This is a genomic window from Paenibacillus sp. ClWae2A (genome assembly GCF_032452295.1).
Lineage (GTDB): Bacteria > Bacillota > Bacilli > Paenibacillales > Paenibacillaceae > Paenibacillus.
This window is the reverse complement of record NZ_JAULSQ010000005.1, coordinates 1-19,364: the sequence shown is the minus strand read 5'-3', so window position 1 is coordinate 19,364 and position 19,364 is coordinate 1. Positions and strand designations below refer to the sequence as shown.

The 19,364-nt window shown below is 46.3% G+C and carries 20 protein-coding genes, 1 rRNA gene and 1 other annotated feature; all 21 genes read left to right on the top strand.

Annotated elements, in window-relative coordinates; translation table 11 throughout:
* Positions 1-126: 126 nt before the first annotated feature.
* A complete protein-coding gene (locus QVE09_RS16875) occupies positions 127-1,161 on the top strand; it encodes a rod shape-determining protein (RefSeq protein ID WP_017692612.1) in 1,035 nt (344 codons plus the stop codon).
* 185 nt (positions 1,162-1,346) lie between these two features.
* Complete coding sequence (mreC, locus tag QVE09_RS16870; RefSeq protein WP_315937718.1) at positions 1,347-2,219, top strand: rod shape-determining protein MreC; 873 nt, start codon at positions 1,347-1,349, stop codon at positions 2,217-2,219.
* Entirely contained in the window at positions 2,219-2,752 is a 534-nt protein-coding gene (gene mreD / locus QVE09_RS16865) for a rod shape-determining protein MreD (protein WP_036605906.1), read from the top strand. The genes mreC and mreD overlap by 1 nt, the downstream gene beginning before the upstream one ends.
* 74 nt (positions 2,753-2,826) lie before the next feature.
* A complete protein-coding gene (minC, locus tag QVE09_RS16860; protein ID WP_017692615.1) occupies positions 2,827-3,489 on the top strand; it encodes a septum site-determining protein MinC in 663 nt (220 codons plus the stop codon).
* A gap of 3 nt (positions 3,490-3,492) precedes the next feature.
* Positions 3,493-4,287, top strand: a complete 795-nt coding sequence (minD, locus tag QVE09_RS16855) for a septum site-determining protein MinD (RefSeq protein ID WP_053783092.1) — start codon at positions 3,493-3,495, stop codon at positions 4,285-4,287.
* Between the two features lie 149 nt (positions 4,288-4,436).
* The gene (locus tag QVE09_RS16850) at positions 4,437-5,285 is read left to right on the top strand and encodes a peptidoglycan DD-metalloendopeptidase family protein (RefSeq protein ID WP_315937717.1); all 849 of its coding nucleotides are present in this window, start codon (positions 4,437-4,439) and stop codon (positions 5,283-5,285) included.
* Positions 5,278-6,138: a site-2 protease family protein gene (locus QVE09_RS16845; RefSeq protein WP_315937716.1), complete on the top strand. Its 861-nt coding sequence runs from the start codon at positions 5,278-5,280 to the stop codon at positions 6,136-6,138. The genes QVE09_RS16850 and QVE09_RS16845 overlap by 8 nt, the downstream gene beginning before the upstream one ends.
* A gap of 106 nt (positions 6,139-6,244) precedes the next feature.
* Entirely contained in the window at positions 6,245-7,495 is a 1,251-nt protein-coding gene (locus QVE09_RS16840; protein ID WP_315937715.1) for an Rne/Rng family ribonuclease, read from the top strand.
* 56 nt (positions 7,496-7,551) lie between these two features.
* Positions 7,552-7,636 (top strand) — a sequence feature (ribosomal protein L21 leader region).
* Positions 7,637-7,650: 14 nt separating this feature from the next.
* Entirely contained in the window at positions 7,651-7,962 is a 312-nt protein-coding gene (rplU, locus tag QVE09_RS16835; protein ID WP_017692620.1) for a 50S ribosomal protein L21, read from the top strand.
* Positions 7,963-7,976: 14 nt separating this feature from the next.
* Positions 7,977-8,306 (top strand): ribosomal-processing cysteine protease Prp, encoded by a 330-nt coding sequence (locus QVE09_RS16830; RefSeq protein WP_036605912.1) that lies wholly within the window; start codon positions 7,977-7,979, stop codon positions 8,304-8,306.
* A gap of 23 nt (positions 8,307-8,329) precedes the next feature.
* Positions 8,330-8,641, top strand: a complete 312-nt coding sequence (gene rpmA, locus QVE09_RS16825) for a 50S ribosomal protein L27 (protein WP_017692622.1) — start codon at positions 8,330-8,332, stop codon at positions 8,639-8,641.
* 90 nt (positions 8,642-8,731) lie between these two features.
* Positions 8,732-9,529, top strand: a complete 798-nt coding sequence (locus tag QVE09_RS16820) for a Spo0B domain-containing protein (RefSeq protein WP_235193928.1) — start codon at positions 8,732-8,734, stop codon at positions 9,527-9,529.
* 17 nt (positions 9,530-9,546) lie between these two features.
* Positions 9,547-10,857: a GTPase ObgE gene (obgE, locus tag QVE09_RS16815; protein WP_076216952.1), complete on the top strand. Its 1,311-nt coding sequence runs from the start codon at positions 9,547-9,549 to the stop codon at positions 10,855-10,857.
* A 227-nt stretch (positions 10,858-11,084) separates the two neighbouring features.
* The gene (locus QVE09_RS16810) at positions 11,085-11,522 is read left to right on the top strand and encodes an ACT domain-containing protein (protein ID WP_017692625.1); all 438 of its coding nucleotides are present in this window, start codon (positions 11,085-11,087) and stop codon (positions 11,520-11,522) included.
* A 58-nt stretch (positions 11,523-11,580) separates the two neighbouring features.
* Positions 11,581-12,867, top strand: a complete 1,287-nt coding sequence (locus tag QVE09_RS16805; protein WP_017692626.1) for a homoserine dehydrogenase — start codon at positions 11,581-11,583, stop codon at positions 12,865-12,867.
* A gap of 115 nt (positions 12,868-12,982) precedes the next feature.
* Positions 12,983-14,053 (top strand): threonine synthase, encoded by a 1,071-nt coding sequence (thrC, locus tag QVE09_RS16800; protein ID WP_036605915.1) that lies wholly within the window; start codon positions 12,983-12,985, stop codon positions 14,051-14,053.
* Complete coding sequence (thrB, locus tag QVE09_RS16795) at positions 14,050-15,018, top strand: homoserine kinase (protein ID WP_315937714.1); 969 nt, start codon at positions 14,050-14,052, stop codon at positions 15,016-15,018. The genes thrC and thrB overlap by 4 nt, the downstream gene beginning before the upstream one ends.
* Entirely contained in the window at positions 15,015-15,887 is an 873-nt protein-coding gene (pheA, locus tag QVE09_RS16790) for a prephenate dehydratase (RefSeq protein WP_315937713.1), read from the top strand. The genes thrB and pheA overlap by 4 nt, the downstream gene beginning before the upstream one ends.
* Before the next feature lie 149 nt (positions 15,888-16,036).
* Positions 16,037-16,921, top strand: a complete 885-nt coding sequence (gene ilvE, locus QVE09_RS16785) for a branched-chain-amino-acid transaminase (RefSeq protein ID WP_315937712.1) — start codon at positions 16,037-16,039, stop codon at positions 16,919-16,921.
* Positions 16,922-17,117: 196 nt separating this feature from the next.
* On the top strand, positions 17,118-18,749 hold the full coding sequence (locus QVE09_RS16780; RefSeq protein WP_315937711.1) for a LysM peptidoglycan-binding domain-containing protein: 1,632 nt from the start codon (positions 17,118-17,120) through the stop codon (positions 18,747-18,749).
* Between the two features lie 544 nt (positions 18,750-19,293).
* Positions 19,294-19,364: ribosomal RNA gene (locus QVE09_RS16775) — 16S ribosomal RNA — on the top strand; the annotation flags it as partial.

Sequence of the window (19,364 nt, the reverse complement as noted above, 5' to 3'; positions counted from 1 at the left end):
TAGGTTCACTTTACAAATGCAAAAAAACAAATGCGAATATTAGCTCCACGTTTTGCGTGGGAATGAAATTATTACGCTCTGAATCAGAATAGAGCGGCTATATGAGGCAGAAAAGGAGATTATGTTATGTTTGGTGGTTTTACGAAAGATTTGGGTATTGACTTGGGGACAGCAAATACGTTGGTTTATGTACGAGGAAAAGGAATTGTGGTGCGAGAACCTTCGGTTGTCGCTATACGGACAGATACAAATAGCATCGAGGCAGTAGGTGAAGCCGCCAAAAAAATGATTGGACGTACACCTGGTAACATTCGTGCCATTCGTCCAATGAAAGATGGCGTTATTGCCGATTTCGATACAACGGCAACAATGATCAAATATTTCATCCGTGAGGCGCAGAAACAGCGCTCCATGTTCCAGCGTCATCCAAACGTAATGGTATGTGTACCATCCGGGATCACAGCAGTAGAACAACGTGCGGTTGAAGATGCAACCAAACAGGCTGGGGCACGTGAAGCCTATACAATTGAAGAGCCTTTTGCAGCTGCAATTGGTGCAGATCTGCCTGTATGGGAACCAACGGGTAGTATGGTTGTCGATATTGGTGGCGGTACAACGGAAGTGGCTGTTATCTCTCTTGGTGGTATTGTAACGAGCCGTTCGGTTCGTGTAGCAGGTGACGAGATGGATGAATCCGTTATCCAGTACATCAAACGCCAATACAATCTCATGATCGGTGAGCGTACATCGGAGCAATTGAAGATGGACATCGGATCAGCTATGCCATTGGAACAAGTAGAAACGATGGAAATTCGTGGACGTGACCTCGTTACAGGTCTGCCGAAGACAATTACGATTACTTCCGACGAGATCAGTGAAGCGCTGGCTGATACGGTGAATGCGATTGTTGAAGCTGTAAAAGTAACGCTCGAAAAATGCCCGCCTGAACTTGCGGCCGATATCATGGATCGGGGAATCGTTCTTACAGGTGGTGGCGCGCTTCTACGCAATCTGGACAAGCTTCTGGCTGGTGAGACAGGAATGCCGGTCATTGTGGCGGAGAACCCGCTGGATTGTGTAGCGATCGGAACAGGTAAAGCGCTAGAGAATATTCATTTGTTCAAAAGCAGAAGCAGTTCGGCAGTTCGTTCCAAACGTTAATTGGTATTTGCCTAACTTGGCATAGCGACCAAGTGGCAAGATATCTTTATAGAGGACCCGGTTAACCCCGGGGATGAGCTATTACCCGCTTAACAGGGGAGGATCGGCTGATATTCTCGCAGGGACTACAGGTCTGACAGTCTCCCCGCCGGGCATGGCTCGGAAGAGAATATGGATGTTAGAGGGTGTTCGAACTGTTTAAACTGCTAGGCAACAAAAGACTTTTTGTTTTGCTGGTGGGCCTTGTTACATTTATCGCGTTAATGGGCTTTACGCTCAGTCCGCGAACCACTCTATCCTGGCCGGAGAAATTCCTGAAGGATTCAGTTGGATTTGTACAATACGTATTTTACAAGCCCGCTTCCTATGTAGCGGGCTTTTTCAAAGATGTAGCGAACATGCGTACGGTATATCAAGAGAATGAAGAGCTTCGCATCGCGATGGGTCACTATACCCGGGATCGCCTGAAGTACAATGATATGGAGCAGAAGAATCAGCAATTGGAGAAAGCACTTAATTTCACAAAGGAACAGCAGAATCGATATAATTATGGTTCCCGAATTGCACAGGTTATCAGTGCCAATTCGGATCCAAACAGCAGAACCATTAACATTGATATCGGTGAAAATGCAGGAATTAAGCCGGGGATGGCCGTTACCTCCCAGGAAGGGCTGGTCGGCGTGATCAGTCATGTCAGCTCATATACATCAACGGTTAATCTGTTAACCTCCATGGACGCGAATGATCCGACATCGAATGCCATTGCAGCAACGGCAGTAGGTAAGGAGAAAGTATTTGGTATGATTGAGAGTTATGATCCCAAGACGGGCATGCTCAAGATGACCAAGATTTCAGAGGATTCAAATATTGAAAAGGGCGATGAAATCATCTCCTCCGGGATTATCAATAACTTTCCAAAGTATATGCGGATCGGGGAAGTGAAGGAAGTTGAGAAAAGTGAATATGGTTTAACAAAAACAGCTACAATTAAGCCATATGCAAGCTTTTTGGACTGGAAAGAACTGATTATCATTATCCCGCCTGAGGTAAAAGAGTAATGGTGACGCGCAAGCAAGTCTTATTCCTGCTGCTGTTTGTGTTGTTCATTGCTGAAGGCACGATTTTGCCGCTGCTCATCCCTTCTGGCTGGCAGATGCGTATTTCTGCCAATCTGGTCTATATCGTAATTTTGTTTATCGCTGTATATCATCATCGGCACACGGCACTAGTGCTCGGTATATTTTTTGGACTATTGCATGACGTTGTATTCTACGGCGAGATGATTGGACCTTATGGATTCTCAATGGGATTATCGGCATATATGATGGGACTCATTTTTCAAGCACCGCGTGCACCACTGCCGGTTATGGTATCGGTTGTCATTTTGGGAAGTCTGCTTAATGACACCATGCTATTTTTCCTGTACAAGCTCTTCCAACTTAACCACGTGACCTTTGACTGGGCGTTGATTGAATATATGATTCCTAATTTGTTCATTCATTTTGTGTTTGCCTTGATCATTTATGTCCCGCTTCGGAAACAACTGGAGCGGATCGGCAAAAGACGGAGCAAGACAGAAGAAGCTTCCTAAATACATTTATGGAGCGCAAAGCAGGAACTTGGGGCCCCGGGCACGAAATGTAATGAGATGGGAGGGACAGGCTTATGACGGTAAAATCGAATCACGTAACGATTAAAGGCATCCGAGACGGCCTGGTTTTCCTGTTGGACGATCAATGTGAATTCGAGGAATTGCTCTATGAGCTCCGCTATAAGCTGGAACACAGCCATCAAAATATTTTGACCGGACCGATTGTTCATGTGGATATCAAGTTGGGTGCCCGCGAAGTGACAGAGGACCAGAAAGAAGCAATCCTCGATATATTGAAGCAAAAAGGGAATCTGCTTATTCGATCCATCGACTCACCTGCACTCCAACCGGAGGTTAAAGGACCGCCGCCGATTGTAACCATGTGTGGTATGGTGCGTTCAGGTCAGGTGCTTCATCATGAAGGAAATCTCCTGTTTCTTGGGGATATCAATCCGGGGGGCACAGTGACGTGTACCGGAGATATATATGTGTTGGGTTCACTCAGAGGTATGGCTCATGCCGGAATTGGCGGGGACGAGGAAGCGATCATTGCCGCTTCGGTATTTGCACCGACGCAGCTGCGGATTGCGGATATCATCAGTCGTCCTCCCGATGAATGGGAGAGCCGAGAGACCGGAATGGAATTTGCTTACTTACAGGACAATCAGATGCAGATAGACAAAATGAGCAATATCGTTCGGTTACGCCGAGATTTTAATGTGTTTAAAGGAGTGTAGCTCATGGGAGAGGCGATCGTGATCACTTCGGGTAAAGGCGGCGTGGGTAAAACAACCACCTCGGCAAACATCGGGACAGCGCTGGCGTTGCTCGGCAAAAAGGTTTGTCTGGTAGATACCGATATCGGCCTTCGTAATTTGGATGTCGTGATGGGACTCGAAAACCGTATTATTTACGATCTGTGCGACGTTGCGGACGGCCGCTGCCGTCTGAATCAGGCTTTGGTCAAAGACAAGCGTTTCGAAGAATTATACATGTTGCCTGCTGCGCAGACGAGAGACAAAAACTCAGTGTCGCCAGAACAGGTCAAGGATATTATCCTTGAATTGAAAAAAGATTTTGAATACGTCATTATTGATTGCCCAGCCGGCATAGAGCAGGGTTTCAAAAATGCGGTAGCAGGAGCAGATCAGGCCATCGTGGTCACTACACCGGAAAATGCTGCAGTGCGTGATGCGGATCGTGTCATCGGCCTGCTGGAGAGTTCACACATTCAATCACCAAAGCTGGTGGTGAATCGAATTCGTAATAATATGGTTAAATCGGGTGACATGTTAGATATCGATGGTATTTTACAAGTACTTAATATTGACCTGATTGGCATCGTGCCTGATGATGAACTGGTCATCAAAGCTGCCAATTCAGGAGAACCTACAGTCATGAATCCGGATTCACTTGCGGCGATTGCCTATCGTAACATTGCAAGACGCATTTTGGGAGATACGGTTCCATTGATGCAACTGGAGCAGAAAAAGGGAGCTTTCACCCGTTTCAAAAAGTTCTTCGGAATGGGTTAACTCATTTAAATGGACTTATTCATTATCTGATTACATGACAGCCGTGGCTCATAGCCCGGCTTTTTTTGTTACCTGCTCACAGGCTTGTTCATATTATCAACCACCTCTTCATAGGATGTAGTAAACAAGCCTCGGCGGGAGGATATTCGATGAACACGAAACTCAGAATTAAGCAGAGACGAGAAGAACGCATTCGGCGACTGATGGATGGTGCCACTGTGGAGGTCTTACAGGAGCAGAAATTAGGTTCACTGTTGGACAAGAATGAGATCATACACCGGAAACCAGTTACGCCTAGTGAGGGGATACAGGAAAGAGATCCAGAATGGATGTGGAAAAAAGAGAATGGTCATTTCGTTCCAGGGGGGCATTCGAGATTCAACCTGTTCAAGTCACTTTTCAAGCGGACGGTCATTAGCGCTCTGATATTTGGCGGAGTATGGGGTCTGTTTCAATTGGATACATCGTGGACGACATCCCCAAAAACAGTGATTGCCAATGCACTTCATCGAGATATGGATTTTGCCTCAGCAGCGGCTTGGTATGAACGGCATTTTGGAGGAACGCCTTCGTTTCTTCCGGTTCTCGGGCATACGACGGATGCTGTCAACGGTTCCGGCATACGGCAGTTACTGGGCAAACCGATCTCGGGCACAGTAGTTCAGCCATTTGCGCTGAGCATGAAGGGAATTGAGATCGTTCCGGATGCCGCAGGTGCAGAACTTATACAGGTCGCAAGTTCGGATGCTGGGCGTGTCATGGAGGTTATCGGCGATGCAGCAAGTGGATTCACAGTTGTCATCCAGCATACAGGCAATGTCACGGCAATATACGGTCGGTTGAACGAAAGTGAAGTGAACGTGAATGATTGGGTGGAAGCGGGGAATCCAGTGGGCAGTCTCAAGGCTACGGGTGGTGAACAACCGGCCACGCTCTATTTTGCGGTCAAAGAGGGTGAGGAGTACGTAGACCCAGCGGAAGTTGTTGCCCTTGATTAGGGTGTGGGGAGTCCGCATTACGTTTCATCCGTTTTTTGTAATTATCATGATGGCCTCCCTTCTGACTGGACATTTTATTGAACTTATTACGTTGTTTGCGATCGTATTCATTCATGAATGTGGACATGCTGCGGCTGCTGCCCTTCTGGGCTATCGTGTCTTGTCGATCCAGATGCTTCCTTTTGGAGGAGTAGCGGTTATCGAAGATGGAGGTACGATCACGGCCTACCGGGAAATCATCATTGCTTTGGCGGGTCCATTACAAAACATGTTGATGGTTGGCGTGGTTATGCTGTTGCAGTATGGAAATCTGGGCGACCCGGTTTTTCTCAACTATATCATTCAGGGGAACCTGCTCATTGCCCTCTTTAATCTGCTCCCTGTACTTCCTCTGGACGGAGGTAAAATTGTTCAGGCGCTTGTCAGTCTGTGGGCACCCTACTATACAACATTAATGTGGACTTACAGAATTAGCATTCTGTGTAGCGTAGGTGTTATTTTGTATTCTATCAGCCGATGGTTTACTGGAGACTACGGCCTACCGCTCAACATTCTGTTAATCGGTCTTTTTTTGTTCTATTCCAACTTAACGGATTACCGAAATGTGCCCTATCGCTTTATCCGTTTTCTCATGAATCGGGAAGGTGCTTTCGCTCGTCACGCAGCTACTGGCAGTTTGGCGCAGCCCATAATCTCATTTCCGGCGAAACCTTTGGACACTATTTTGCGTCTATTAAAGAGAGAAAGATACCATATGGTATACGTGATGAACAGACAGGGCCGAATTATGGCCGTCTTGCCTGAGCAACGAATTATCGGTTCCTATTTTCAACAAAATGGTGATAAATTGTAGTGTTCTGGTGGACCTGTTCTGAAATGGGTTAATACATGTACAATGAGAATTGTAAAGATACTGAAATGGATGTGGATGAATTGAATTGTCTTCTAGAGGTGAAGCCATGAAACAAATGATAGTACATAATGAACATAACCTCATGCAAATGGCGCTTCTGGAAGAAGGCAAAGCTGTGGAATTTACGGCAGAGCGTACACGCGAGCGTGGACTGCTGGGTTCTTTTTTCAAGGGACGGGTCGTGAATGTGTTACCAGGTATGCAGGCTGCTTTTGTGGATATTGGTCAGAAAAAGAATGCGTTTCTTTATGTGGACGATGTGTTGCATCCCCATCTGGAAAAGCAGCCCAAGGTGAAGCCTTCCATCTCGGAGTTGCTTCGTCCGGGTCAGGAAGTCATTGTTCAGGTTCTGAAAGAACCGGTAGGAGGCAAGGGAGCCCGGGTGACGACTCATTATTCACTCCCGGGCCGTTGGCTTGTCTACATGCCTGTTGCTGACTATGTAGCGGTATCCAAGAAAATTGCCCGTGAAGGGGATCGTTCCCGTCTTAAGGCACTTGGGGAGCAACTGAGGCAGGATGAAGAAGGACTTATTATTCGAACCGTATCTGGAGAAGAGCAGCATGAAGCCATTAAGTCGGACTTGGAAACACTACGCGCGCAGTGGTACCTGATTCGTGAAAAAGCGGACAGTTTGCCTTCACCAAGCCTCTTGCATCGGGATCATAGCATGGTACAGCGAATCATCAGAGATGTGTATACGCCAGGGAGTGACGAAGTCATCACTGATAGTGAAACACAAGCCCGTGAGGTAAAAGCATTGCTGGAAGAGATTAGTCCTGGTCATCAACCCAAAGTACAGGTGTATCGGGGAACAGAATCCATCTTTGCTGCCTATGGAGTGCAGGAACAGTTGAATAAGGATTTTGCCCGGAAAGTGTGGTTGCCCGGAGGCGGATACATTGTCATTGATCATACCGAAGCTCTGACTGTAGTGGATGTGAACACGGGCAAATATACGGGAGCTGGCGGTGACAGTCTGGAAGAGACCGTGACAGAGACCAACATTCAGGCAGCAGTGGAGATTGCCCGTCTAATGCGCCTGCGAGATATCGGCGGCATGATTATTGTCGACTTCATTGATATGGAGGAAGCCTCGAATCGGCATGAAGTCGCAGCAACCTTGGAGGGCGAGCTCAAGAAGGATCGGACCAAAGCGTTTGTAATGGGTTGGACCAAGCTGGGTTTGCTCGAACTTACCCGTAAGAAAGTGAGGGAAGAGAGTACGTTGCCCTATGTGGAGCCGTGTTCTTCCTGTCATGGAACGGGAAAAAGATATATTTCACCTTTGCATTGATTTTTGATATATTGCGTGATATAATCTTCAAGTATGTGTTTAGCCTATTGGTCTTGCACATGCTGTAACCGCACTGGCCGGGTATAAGAACAGTTCCGCAAGGAGGCTGTCACCTGAGAACGGGCGAGTCTGAGACATGAGGAGGTGCAAGGCAAATGTACGCAATTATTGAAACAGGCGGCAAACAGTACAAAGTCCAAGAGGGCGATGTTCTGTTCATCGAGAAATTGACTGCGAACGATGGCGAAAGCGTAACGTTCGACCGTGTCCTGGCTGTATCTAACGATCAAGGTTTGACAGCAGGTACACCATTGATTTCCGGAGCTACTGTAACGGCTAAAGTGGAGAAACATGGCAAAGGACAAAAGGTTATCGTATACAAATACAAACCTAAAAAGAACTACCATGTGAAGCAAGGTCACCGTCAACCGTACACTAAAGTAACTATCGAAACAATCAAAGCGTAAAGAAGGTGCGATAAGTGATTATCGTTCAAATCTTTCGTGATGAAGACGGGAACATCGAACGTTTTTCCATCGAAGGGCATGCTAATTTTGCCAAGCGGGGAGAAGACATCGTATGTGCCGGGGTATCCGCTGTTACAGTGGGTACGGTGAACTCAATTGAAACATTGACCGGTGTCGAAATGGATGCCAAGATGAAGAATGGCTTTTTAAGCGGTTCTTTACCTTTGTTAGAGAGAGGGGAAACCTGGTCCCAGGTACAATTGTTACTCGAATCCATGGTGGTTATGCTCTCTAATATTGCAGAGTCATACGGGAAGTATATTAAAATACAGCAATTCAAATAAGCAAAGAAGGAGGACAACCAATCATGTTGAAATTAAATCTTCAGTTATTCGCATCGAAAAAAGGTGTAGGTTCCACGAAGAACGGACGTGACAGTAATGCTCAACGTCTGGGTGTTAAACGTGCTGATGGTCAAACTGTAACTGGTGGTAGCATTCTCGTTCGCCAACGCGGAACGAAAATTCACCCAGGAACTAACGTTGGCATCGGTAAAGATGACACTTTGTTCGCGAAAATCGACGGCGTTGTAAAATTCGAACGTTGGGGACGCGATCGCAAAAAAGTAAGCATCTATCCTGTTAATGTTGCTCCTGTAGCAGCTGCAGTAGAAGCGTAATATCGGCATTCCGCCTAAGGAGCCTTCGGCATTTTTGCCGAAGGTTTTTTGTATTCAACGGTTATTCGATAATGAACTGGCAGAAAAGACATGTTATACTTGGTTACGGTGGGTGTAGACCAACCGAGTTTTGTAGAACGGGGAGAAGCCATGAAATCTTGGAAAAGAGTGCCGTGGATTGCGGCATGTTCACTTCTGATTCCTTTGGTTTTCGTTATGTTGTATCCGGCGATGATCTCAAGCGTCGTGTGCGCATTGTGGTCCGTCGCAGTATTGCTCATTTCTGTGAATGCGATGAAGAAACAGGCGGAGGCGGAACGCAGAGCCATCATACAATCCATGGAAAAGACAGCAATTGCTTCATTAAATCATCATCGACACGACTGGATGAACGACCTTCAGGTGTTATATGGATATCTTCGGCTGGGCAAACTTGATAAATCCTTGCAATGTGTGGAAAGAATAAAAGAGCGGGTTACAGAAGAAAGCCGAATCTCCAGATTAGGCATTCCTTCCCTCGTATTTTATCTTCAGTCTTTTCGCGCCAGTGGAATTGCGCTGGACTTGCATGTGGAAATAGAAGATGAGTTACAGCTTAGTGCTCTGGTCTCTCCCGAGGATGGCGAGTCACTTACCGGGGCGATTGCTGATGCAATCAGGGCCTATCAATATGGCGGCGGCCGGTCTTCTTGGGGAGAGGTTCGCAAACTGACCTTAAACTTCGGACAGGATCATGGAGATGTGGTTGTCCGACTGGATGGGGATCAAACACCCGATCCGGAAACACTGCGGCAGCTTACTGCCGTACTCAAAGGAAAAAAAGTCAGAACGGAGCAGTTTCCGTCTGAGGATACGTTTATACAATTCAGAATGCCGTGTGGAATATAGGAAGAAGGGGTTAACCAATGTTTGTAGATAAAGCGAAGATTTATGTAAAAGCCGGAGACGGAGGGGACGGAATTATTTCGTTCCGTCGTGAGAAGTATGTACCAAACGGCGGACCTGCCGGGGGCGATGGAGGCAGAGGAGCTGACATCATTTTCCGCGTGGATGAAGGTTTGCGTACCTTGATGGATTTCCGTTACCAGCGTCACTTCAAGGCCCCACGTGGTGAGAAGGGACGTAATAAAAGTCAGCATGGTGCAAACGCGGAGAACATGATTGTGCGCATTCCACCAGGAACGATCATCTTGGATGAAGACAGTGGAGAAGTACTGGCGGATATGACACGTCACGGTCAACAGGTTGTTATTGCACGTGGTGGTCGGGGCGGACGGGGGAACATTCGATTTGCCACGCCGAACAACCCAGCCCCTGAACTTGCTGAGAACGGTGAAGAAGGACAAGAGCGTTACATCGTACTCGAACTGAAAGTTATGGCAGATGTTGGTTTGGTTGGTTTCCCGAGTGTCGGTAAATCCACATTGCTTTCTGTCGTTTCGTCAGCCAAGCCAAAGATCGGTGCATACCATTTCACAACCATTACACCGAATCTGGGTGTAGTCGGTGTAGGAGAAGGCCGAAGCTTTGTTATGGCCGATTTGCCTGGACTGATTGAAGGTGCGCATGAAGGAGTCGGACTGGGACATGAGTTCTTGCGTCATGTCGAGCGTACTCGTATTATTGTTCATGTCGTAGATATGTCGGGTTCGGAAGGACGCGATCCTTTTGAAGACTGGCAGAAAATCAATGACGAATTGAAGTTGTACAATCCGCTTCTCGCCGAGAGAACACAAATTGTAGCAGCTAACAAGATGGACATGCCAGACTCTGAAGCGAACCTGGAGCAATTTTTACAGCAAGTTCGTGAAGTTCAACCTGATATTGAAGTGATGCCAATTTCATCCTTGACCCGGAAAGGGATTCAAGAACTTCTGTATCGTGCAGCTGATTTGCTGGATCAGGTTCCAGACGAGCGAGTGGTTGAAGAGGTAGCAGATGTATCTGAACGTAAAGTATATAGTCTGGACAAAAAAGAAGACGATGGTTTCAAAATTGTGCGTGAGAATGAAATGTTCGTTGTCGAAAGTGCCAAGATTGACCGCATGATGAAACGGATGCAACTGAACTCGCACGAGGCTATACTGAAACTCGCACGTACACTGCGTTATATGGGTGTGGATGCTGAGTTGCGTAAGCGCGGAGCTGTAGAAGGTACCATCGTGCGTATTGGAGACTTTGAATTCGAATTCGTGGAAGGCAGCAGTTACTACTAAGTAGCCGTCTTCCGTGGAGAGACAGATCGATATAGGAACGCAGAGAGTGGGAAGTTGACCCGCAACTCTGCGTTTTTTTGTTTTTTCCTGACATGGGAGAGGGATAAACTTGTATACTGTGAGGAACGTTTTTCAAAAAATAGGCGTGTCATGTATTGCCCTTTTGTCATAGATCCTATATAATGTCCACTATATGAATACATGAGTCTTTGAGGAGAGGACGTTCTGTGAACGAACGCTATTACTTAGTACGGGAAGATATTTTACCAGAGGCTGTGGTGAAGACCATGCAGGTAAAAGAACTACTGGCTTCTGGTGATGTTAAAACAGTGCATGAGGCGGTTGAACAGGTCGGATTAAGCCGGAGTGCATTTTACAAGTACAAGGATGGAATTCATCTGATCAACCAGCTTGAGCGCGAGAGAATTGTCACGATCTCCATTGATTTGGAGCATCAGTCGGGTATCTTGTCTCGTGTACTTGGACATGTAGCTGGTTATGGAGCCAACGTACTCACGATTAATCAGAGTATCCCGCTTCAGGGAAGAGCCAATGTGGTCATTTCAGTGGAAACAACACATCTTCATGGCGAAATTGGTGAAATGCTGGATCGAATGCAAGATATGCCTGGAGTAAGGCGTACGCGTATTGTAGGCCAGGGTTAATTAGGCTTTAACATACAGGACTGACAGACAAGAATAGACATTAGGGGGTAGATCGTTAGTGAAACCAGTAAAAGTCGGATTGTTGGGTCTGGGAACTGTCGGAACGGGAGTCGTTCGCATTGTGGAAGGGAATCAGGAGGATCTGAGCAGTCAGGTTGGATCGCCGATTGTCATCGAGAAGATCGCAGTGAAAAATACAGAGAAAGAACGTGTTATTGCTGTAGACCGTGCCAAGCTTACGGAAGATCCTTGGGAAGTCATTCGTCATCCGGATATTGATGTCATCGTTGAAGTCATGGGCGGCATTGATCAGACGAAGGAGTATATTCTTGAAGCGTTGGAACGTGGGAAACATATCGTAACAGCAAACAAAGATCTCATGGCACTGCATGGTACAGAGATTTTGGCGAAGGCACAGGAAAAACAATGTGACGTGTTCTATGAGGCGAGTGTTGCTGGAGGGATTCCGATCATTCGTACGCTGATTGAAGGTTTCTCTTCTGACCGCATTACCCGCATTATGGGGATTGTGAACGGAACAACGAACTTTATTCTGACCAAAATGAGTCAGGAAGGTGCATCCTATGAAGAAGTACTGGCTGAAGCACAAGCTCTGGGATACGCCGAATCGGATCCAACTTCCGATGTGGAGGGACTTGACGCAGCTCGCAAAATGGCGATCTTGAGTACGCTCGGTTTCCGCACCAATGTGGAGTTGAAGGATGTAACCGTTAAAGGAATATCTTCCGTAACTCGTGAAGACATTATGTATGCCAAAAGACTGGGCTATGAGATGAAGTTACTTGGTATTGCGGACCGTATTGGCGATGAGATCACGATCAGCGTTCAGCCGACTATGGTTAGACAGAATCACCCGATTGCTTCAGTCAACGGTGTGTTCAACGCAGTATATGTACACGGTGAAGCTGTAGGGGAGACGATGTTCTACGGTGCGGGTGCGGGAGAACTCCCAACGGCAACTTCGGTTGTAGCTGACATTGTGGCGGTTACCAAAAACCTTAAACTTGGCGTGAACGGTCTCAAAGCAATTGTGCCTTATAAGATTAAGCGACTACAAAGCGACGAGCAGATCGTGTCGAAAAACTTTATTTTACTACACGTAGACGACAAAGCCGGTGTATTGGCACAAATCACACAAATTTTCGCAGAATATGATGTCAGTCTGGCGTCGGTTGTTCAACAGCCGAATGAGCACAACCCGGATGCCGAGATCATTATCGTTACACATAATGCAAGTAAGGCAAGCATGGATAAAGTGTTAAAACATTTTGAATCACTCAGCGTCATTCGCCGCATTAAGAGTGTCTACCGGGTCGAAGGATAAATGTCCGTATCCTATACAGCATCTCAATTATTTCAGTTATAACGTACAAGTTAATCATATCCGGTTCAACAGGTCATCATTTCAGATTATTAAAACATAAAGGAGTTTACCCACAATGAGATATCAAGGACTTTTGCAAACGTACAGAGAGCACCTTCCAGTTAATGAAAATACACCCCTGCTTACGCTTCAGGAAGGAAATACACCGTTGATTCATGCAGAGAATCTGTCTGAGGAACTAGGATTGAATGTTTACTTCAAATACGAAGGTTTGAACCCTACGGGATCTTTCAAAGACCGCGGTATGGTTATGGCTGTTGCCAAAGCTATGGAAGAGGGCAGCCGTACGATCATGTGTGCATCCACAGGTAATACGTCAGCAGCTGCAGCTGCCTACGCCGCACGTGGTGGTCTCAATTGTATCGTACTGATTCCGAATAACAACATTGCACTGGGTAAACTGGCCCAAGCCATGATCTATGGAGCTAAGGTGATTGCGATCAATGGTAACTTTGACCGTGCACTGGAGATTGTGCGTGAGATCACAGCCAAACATCCGATCACGCTTGTAAACTCTGTGAATCCGTTCCGGATTGAAGGACAGAAGACAGCAGCGTTTGAAGTAATTGAACAACTTGGCGAAGCGCCTGACGTTCTGGCTATTCCAGTCGGCAATGCGGGGAATATCTCGGCTTATTGGAAAGGTTTCAAAGAATATAAAGAGGCAGGTAAATCCAACACGCTTCCACGTATGGTTGGTTTCGAAGCAGAAGGTGCGATGGCCATTGTGAAAGGTGAGCCGATCCTTGAACCTGAAACGGTAGCAACAGCAATTCGAATCGGTAATCCGGCGAGCTGGAAAACGGCAGTAGCTGCAGCTGAGGAATCTGGTGGACAGATCAACTATGTAACGGATGAACAAATCCTGACAGCGTATCGTACACTTGCTTCTCGTGAAGGAATTTTTGCTGAACCTGCTTCTGCGGCTTCCCTTGCCGGTGTATACAAACTGAAGAGTGAAGGGTACTTTAAAGGCGGAGAGACTGTAGTTTGTGTACTGACAGGTAATGGCCTTAAAGATCCTAATATTGCGATCAAAACAGTAGCGACTGAGCCACTTGTTGTTGAAGATACGGAAGAAGCAGTAATGGCCGCTATTGCACAACTGGAGCAGCAATCTGTATGAGTTTGCGTGAAAAGGTAACTGTAAAAATACCTGCAAGCACAGCCAATCTCGGTCCGGGGTTTGATACCCTGGGCATGGCATTGTCTTTGTATGCCTGGTTGGAAATGAAACCTGCCGAGCAGACAACATTTCATCTTCACGGCAATCATTTGACAGGCCTGCCTACGGATAAATCGAATTTGATTTACGAAGTCGCACAGATGGTATTTGATGAAGCTGGGGTATCCGTACCTGAATTGGAGATTTCCATGTATTCCGATATTCCGCTTACACGGGGACTCGGGAGCAGTGCATCAGCCATCGTTGGGGCATTGGCAGCAGCGAATGCATTAATTGGTGCTCCTTTATCCGATGCGAAGCTTCTGGATATGGCCACATCCCTTGAGAAGCATCCTGATAATGTGGGAGCATCTCTGTATGGCGGTATTATTACGGCTGCATGGAATGGTCAACAGGTAGATCATATACGTATTGAACCACACCAGGATTTGCAGGCTTTGGTTATTGTACCTGAATTCCAGCTGTCTACTTCAAAAGCAAGGAATGTGATTCCAGAGCAATTTGGCATGTCTGATGTGGTGCATAACATTAGCAGATCCTCACTGCTCGTTGCCGCTTTGGCGAGTGGACGACTGGATATGATTCAGAAGGCGATGTCAGATCGAATTCACCAACCATATCGGGCATCATTGGTGCCAGGCATGGCTGAGATATTGGAACATGCTGTTGATCATGGAGCGTTGGGAGCTGCCCTGAGCGGAGCGGGACCGACTGTATTGACTTTGGTAGATCGTCATGACACCCGAAAAGCGGAATTAGAACAATATTTGCTGGACACCATGGAGCGGGAGGGCATATCTGCTTCTGCACTGTGGCTCGATCCGGATTTGGACGGTGTAACCGTGCTGCCTGATCAAGACGAACGTCCTTTTCTGGACAGAATCAAAGGGGAAGTTAATGCATGAAACGAATTGCAGTATTACCTGAAGGATCAGTCTCTCATGAGGCAATTGATTTCCTTTTTAACGGTGAACCGTTAGATTTGCTTCACTCGAAGCTGATTTCGGATGTTTTTCGAGCAACGGATAGCGGGATTGCACAATACAGTGTAATTCCGATTGAAAATACTATTGAGGGTTCCGTTAGTCTTCATATGGACTGGCTTGTGAATGAAGTGGACATTCCGATGCAAGCAGAGTGGGTATACCCATCCATCCAGAATGTCATTGGACATGGCTCGGAATTTAAGACAGAGAGTGGCGAGTATGATTTTAGTAAAATCACCAAGATCATGTCTCATCCTGTGGCTATTCCGCAGTGTCAGAATTTTATTCGGATGCATTCGCCTGGGGCGGAGCTTGAAGGTGTGAACAGTACAGCCGAAGCTGTAGAAATTGTGAAAAAAAATCCGGGTAAGGGCTGGGTTGCGATCGGTACCAAACTTGCTGCTCAGAAGCATGGTCTGGACATTATGGCTGAACGGGTTACAGATCATGACAACAACTATACCCGTTTTGTGCTCATCGGCCATGAACCTGTGAACATTCCTCGTGAACCGGATCATGTGAAAACAAGCTTGCTGGTGACGTTACCAGAAGATGCACCGGGAGCGTTGCATCAGGTATTGTCGGCATTTGCTTGGCGGAAGCTGAATTTGACCCGTCTCGAATCTCGTCCAACGAAGAAACGATTGGGCAGTTACTATTTTTACATTGATGTCGTGGAAACGGTCGATTCGGTATTGCTTACCGCAGCCATGGCAGAGATTGAGGCGTTGAATTGTCAGGTGCGCGTTCTGGGTAGCTATCCTTGTTATACATATCCTTCGAGGTAATCGACCTTTATGCTGGTTGTGAATGTTAGAAGGTTGTCATAATTCTGGGTAGAATGAACAAGTAAGAGCTTGTCATTTGGTGTACAATGGACGGGTTAATAACGTTTCGGAGTATAGGGAATGGATATTTTATGGAGGTGCAGTCATCGGTGGCAGAACAATGGATCTATTTGGATGGTCAGTATGTGACCAAAGAGAACGCAACCGTTTCGGTATATGATCATGGATTTTTGTATGGAGACGGGATTTTCGAAGGTATTCGGATCTATAACGGAAATATTTTCAGATGTAAGGCCCACTTGGATCGTTTGTATGATTCGGCCAAATCCATCAGTTTGAACATCCCGCTGTCCATTGATGAGATGCTGGAAGTGATGGCTGAAACGGTGCGCCGCAATGATATGCGTAATGGTTATATTCGTCTTATTGTATCGCGTGGCCCTGGTAATCTGGGGTTGGACCCGTTACGTTGCCCTAAGGCATCCGTAATCATCATCGTGGAGCAATTGGCGATCTATCCAGAGGAAGCGTATCTTACTGGATTGAAAGCCGTGTCTGTATCCCAACGCCGGAATATCCCGGACGCCTTGAATCCAAAAATTAAATCATTGAACTATCTGAATAACATCCTGGTTAAAATCCAGTCTAACTATTCAGGTGCCGGAGAAGCGATTATGTTGAATTCCCAAGGTTACGTTACTGAGGGTTCAAGTGATAACATCTTCATCATCAAAAATGGTGTAGTGTACACGCCGCCTTGTTATCTCGGAGCACTTGAAGGGATTACACGTCAAGCCATTATCGATCTATGTGGCGAACTGGAGCTTGAATTAAAAGAAGTGCCATTCACCCTGCATGATGTGTATATCGCAGACGAAGTCTTTTTCACCGGGACAGCTGCAGAAGTTATTGCTGCATATGAAGTGGATGGAAGAACAATTGGCAGGGGTGTAGCAGGTCCGGTAACGCTGAGACTGCTGGAAGCATTCCGTCAGATTGTTGACAAAGATGGTTATAAAGTGTGGGAATCTTAAGTTAGAATTGCATAGCATAGGGAACAGGAAATCCTCCTTGTCCGATAAAATTCAGCATACCTGGTGTATGGGGATTTTAGCGACAGGAGGATTTTTTTTGTTTAGTTGATGTCATTAGCCCGGTTTCTGCATAGGATGTAGTAACGGTATGGGCGAATGTACTGCCCAAGTATGACGTCTAGGAGGTTAGTTCCCTGTGAAAATACACATGGTGAAAAAAGGCGACACATTATATCTGCTGTCCCAAAAATACAATGTAGCGCTGGACAAATTGATCGCGGCTAATCCACAAATCACAAATCCCGACAAGCTGGATATTGGCATGAAGGTCAAAATCCCTGCAGAGCCAGTAACACCGAAGCCGGAGGGGGTGCTTCACAGTCACAAGGTGCAGCAAGGAGATTCGTTATGGAAGTTGGCACAAGCCTGGGGAGTTCCTTTAAAAGATATGATCAATGCCAATCCACAGTTGAAAAATCCGAATGCTCTGCTGGTGGGGGAGACAGTTTATATTCCATCTATGCACGCACAAGGAAACAGCACATCTAATTCGGGTGCTAGCAACATTGCTGCTCATGAAAAGTTGTCACCTGAAGGTAAGGAATACACGGGAGTCAAAGAACCGGAACCACCGGCTCCAGTAGCGCCAACTCCCCCTGCTCCGGTAGCAGAGGTTCCTGTTCCGGTCCCGGTGCCTGCTCCACCACCAGCCAATACAGAGAAGCCGAATGTGAAGCCAGAACTGGAGGTACTGCCGCAGTTACCGGAGCTTCCTGAAGTGAAACCCGAAAAGGAAACGCACAAAAAAGAAGAGGTTAAACCTGAAGTTCATGTAAAACCGGTAGCAGAATCCAAGAAATATACAATGCCTAATCTTTCGCCTGAAATTATGCCTTTGCCTGAAATGCCTAATACAAAGTCTCCAACTGAGGTTGCACCAGCAACGAAAAAGCCTTGTGGTTGTGGTAACAAGTTGCATCATGCGCCAGCGGAACATCCTTATGTTCAAATCCCGGTTCCTGTCCAAGAGGTGTATGGTGTTCAGCAAGACATGTACACGGCAGGAGTGAGTAACAATGCGCCGTTTCCAGGGATTTCGGAAGTTAGTCCTTACAGTGGCAGTGAAATGACTAACAGTCCGTGGACTGGTGCGGAGCAGAGCTATAACCACAATAACGTCATGCCAAATCTTTCCGCAGAAATGCAAAATAACTCATTTCCGATTGCGCCAGTTGGCGAAGTGAATAGTCCATTCCCAACGTATGCAGCACCTAGTCATATGAATCATCAGCCGCCTTTCATATCTCCATACTCAATGCTTCCGTACCCTCCATGCGGATGTGGCTCACATACACATATGCCTCAGTATACTTATCCTTCTCATGGTTATCAGGATCCGGCTTGGAATATGTATGGTTCTTCGTACGGTATGCCGCCTGAAATGTCTACATCAACGATGCCAAACCAGCCTATTGAGTATGCTTATCAGAATCCGTACCCTACTCAGAACATGGTTCCACCGTCCCCGCTTGGAGCATTTGGTGAAATGTACCCTCCTCAAGGGCAAGGCAAAGGTGGTAAAAAAGGGGGGCGTGAAGACGCTAACTTAAGTCAGGTAGCAATTGAAGAGGTTGGATCAGATTCGGTAGGGAAGTCCAAGCAAGCAGGGAATAAGCCGGCAGTTGCAAAACGCAGAACAAGCAAGGCTCCTCTGAAGAATAAATCCAAGGTATCCGTGTCCGGGAAAACATCCAGAGAGGGTGCAGTTCCTTCCAACCAACGGAAATCGAATAATAAAAAACGTCGTAATCCATGGATACAAAACTAACCTAGCGGATTGCGATTGGTGAATAAGTTAGGTGCTTGTTTTATTCAGTGGGAAGCCTGCTCTGTAATAGAGAGAGGGCTTCCCACTTACCTGAGTAAACAATGAGTTGCACATAACGGAGATATAGTTGTTCAGGAAATAATAGCATTTTATTGAGAAGGTGTTGAAAACCCTTTCATAAATGTGTTAAAATATTTGTACCCTATGAGCGTAACCTAATATGATAGAACAAGATAGGGAACGGATATGATAGCTTTAGCTAATTCAAAACTATTAAAGAAAAGAAATAAAAAAAACTGTTGCATTACATTCAGCCGTATGATATATTATTTAGGTCGCCGCTGAAACACAGTGCTGACACGGGAAACACAAGAGATAATGAAATAAGTTTGGTCTTTGAAAACTGAACAACGAGTGAGTGAACATTCTGCTTGCAGAATGAACGCGAAAGTTTGAAACAAGCCTTGGCTTGGATCGGCTGGAGCACAAATGAGATTTTTAATCTCGTCAGATTCAAAATGAGCTTATCGCTCTTTTCAATACTTTATTGGAGAGTTTGATCCTGGCTCAGGACGAACGCTGGCGGCATGCCTAATACATGCAAGTCGAGCGGAG

What these genes read in the sequence shown, in the direction of transcription:
- obgE (WP_076216952.1), top strand. Translation starts at nt 9,547, where the DNA reads ATGTTTGTAGATAAAGCGAAGATTTATGTAAAAGCCGGAGACGGAGGG.
- thrC (WP_036605915.1), top strand. Translation starts at nt 12,983, where the DNA reads ATGAGATATCAAGGACTTTTGCAAACGTACAGAGAGCACCTTCCAGTT.
- rpmA (WP_017692622.1), top strand. Translation starts at nt 8,330, where the DNA reads ATGTTGAAATTAAATCTTCAGTTATTCGCATCGAAAAAAGGTGTAGGT.
- minD (WP_053783092.1), top strand. Translation starts at nt 3,493, where the DNA reads ATGGGAGAGGCGATCGTGATCACTTCGGGTAAAGGCGGCGTGGGTAAA.
- QVE09_RS16840 (WP_315937715.1), top strand. Translation starts at nt 6,245, where the DNA reads ATGAAACAAATGATAGTACATAATGAACATAACCTCATGCAAATGGCG.
- thrB (WP_315937714.1), top strand. Translation starts at nt 14,050, where the DNA reads ATGAGTTTGCGTGAAAAGGTAACTGTAAAAATACCTGCAAGCACAGCC.
- mreD (WP_036605906.1), top strand. Translation starts at nt 2,219, where the DNA reads ATGGTGACGCGCAAGCAAGTCTTATTCCTGCTGCTGTTTGTGTTGTTC.
- minC (WP_017692615.1), top strand. Translation starts at nt 2,827, where the DNA reads ATGACGGTAAAATCGAATCACGTAACGATTAAAGGCATCCGAGACGGC.
- pheA (WP_315937713.1), top strand. Translation starts at nt 15,015, where the DNA reads ATGAAACGAATTGCAGTATTACCTGAAGGATCAGTCTCTCATGAGGCA.
- rplU (WP_017692620.1), top strand. Translation starts at nt 7,651, where the DNA reads ATGTACGCAATTATTGAAACAGGCGGCAAACAGTACAAAGTCCAAGAG.
- QVE09_RS16820 (WP_235193928.1), top strand. Translation starts at nt 8,732, where the DNA reads ATGTTATACTTGGTTACGGTGGGTGTAGACCAACCGAGTTTTGTAGAA.
- QVE09_RS16850 (WP_315937717.1), top strand. Translation starts at nt 4,437, where the DNA reads ATGAACACGAAACTCAGAATTAAGCAGAGACGAGAAGAACGCATTCGG.
- QVE09_RS16875 (WP_017692612.1), top strand. Translation starts at nt 127, where the DNA reads ATGTTTGGTGGTTTTACGAAAGATTTGGGTATTGACTTGGGGACAGCA.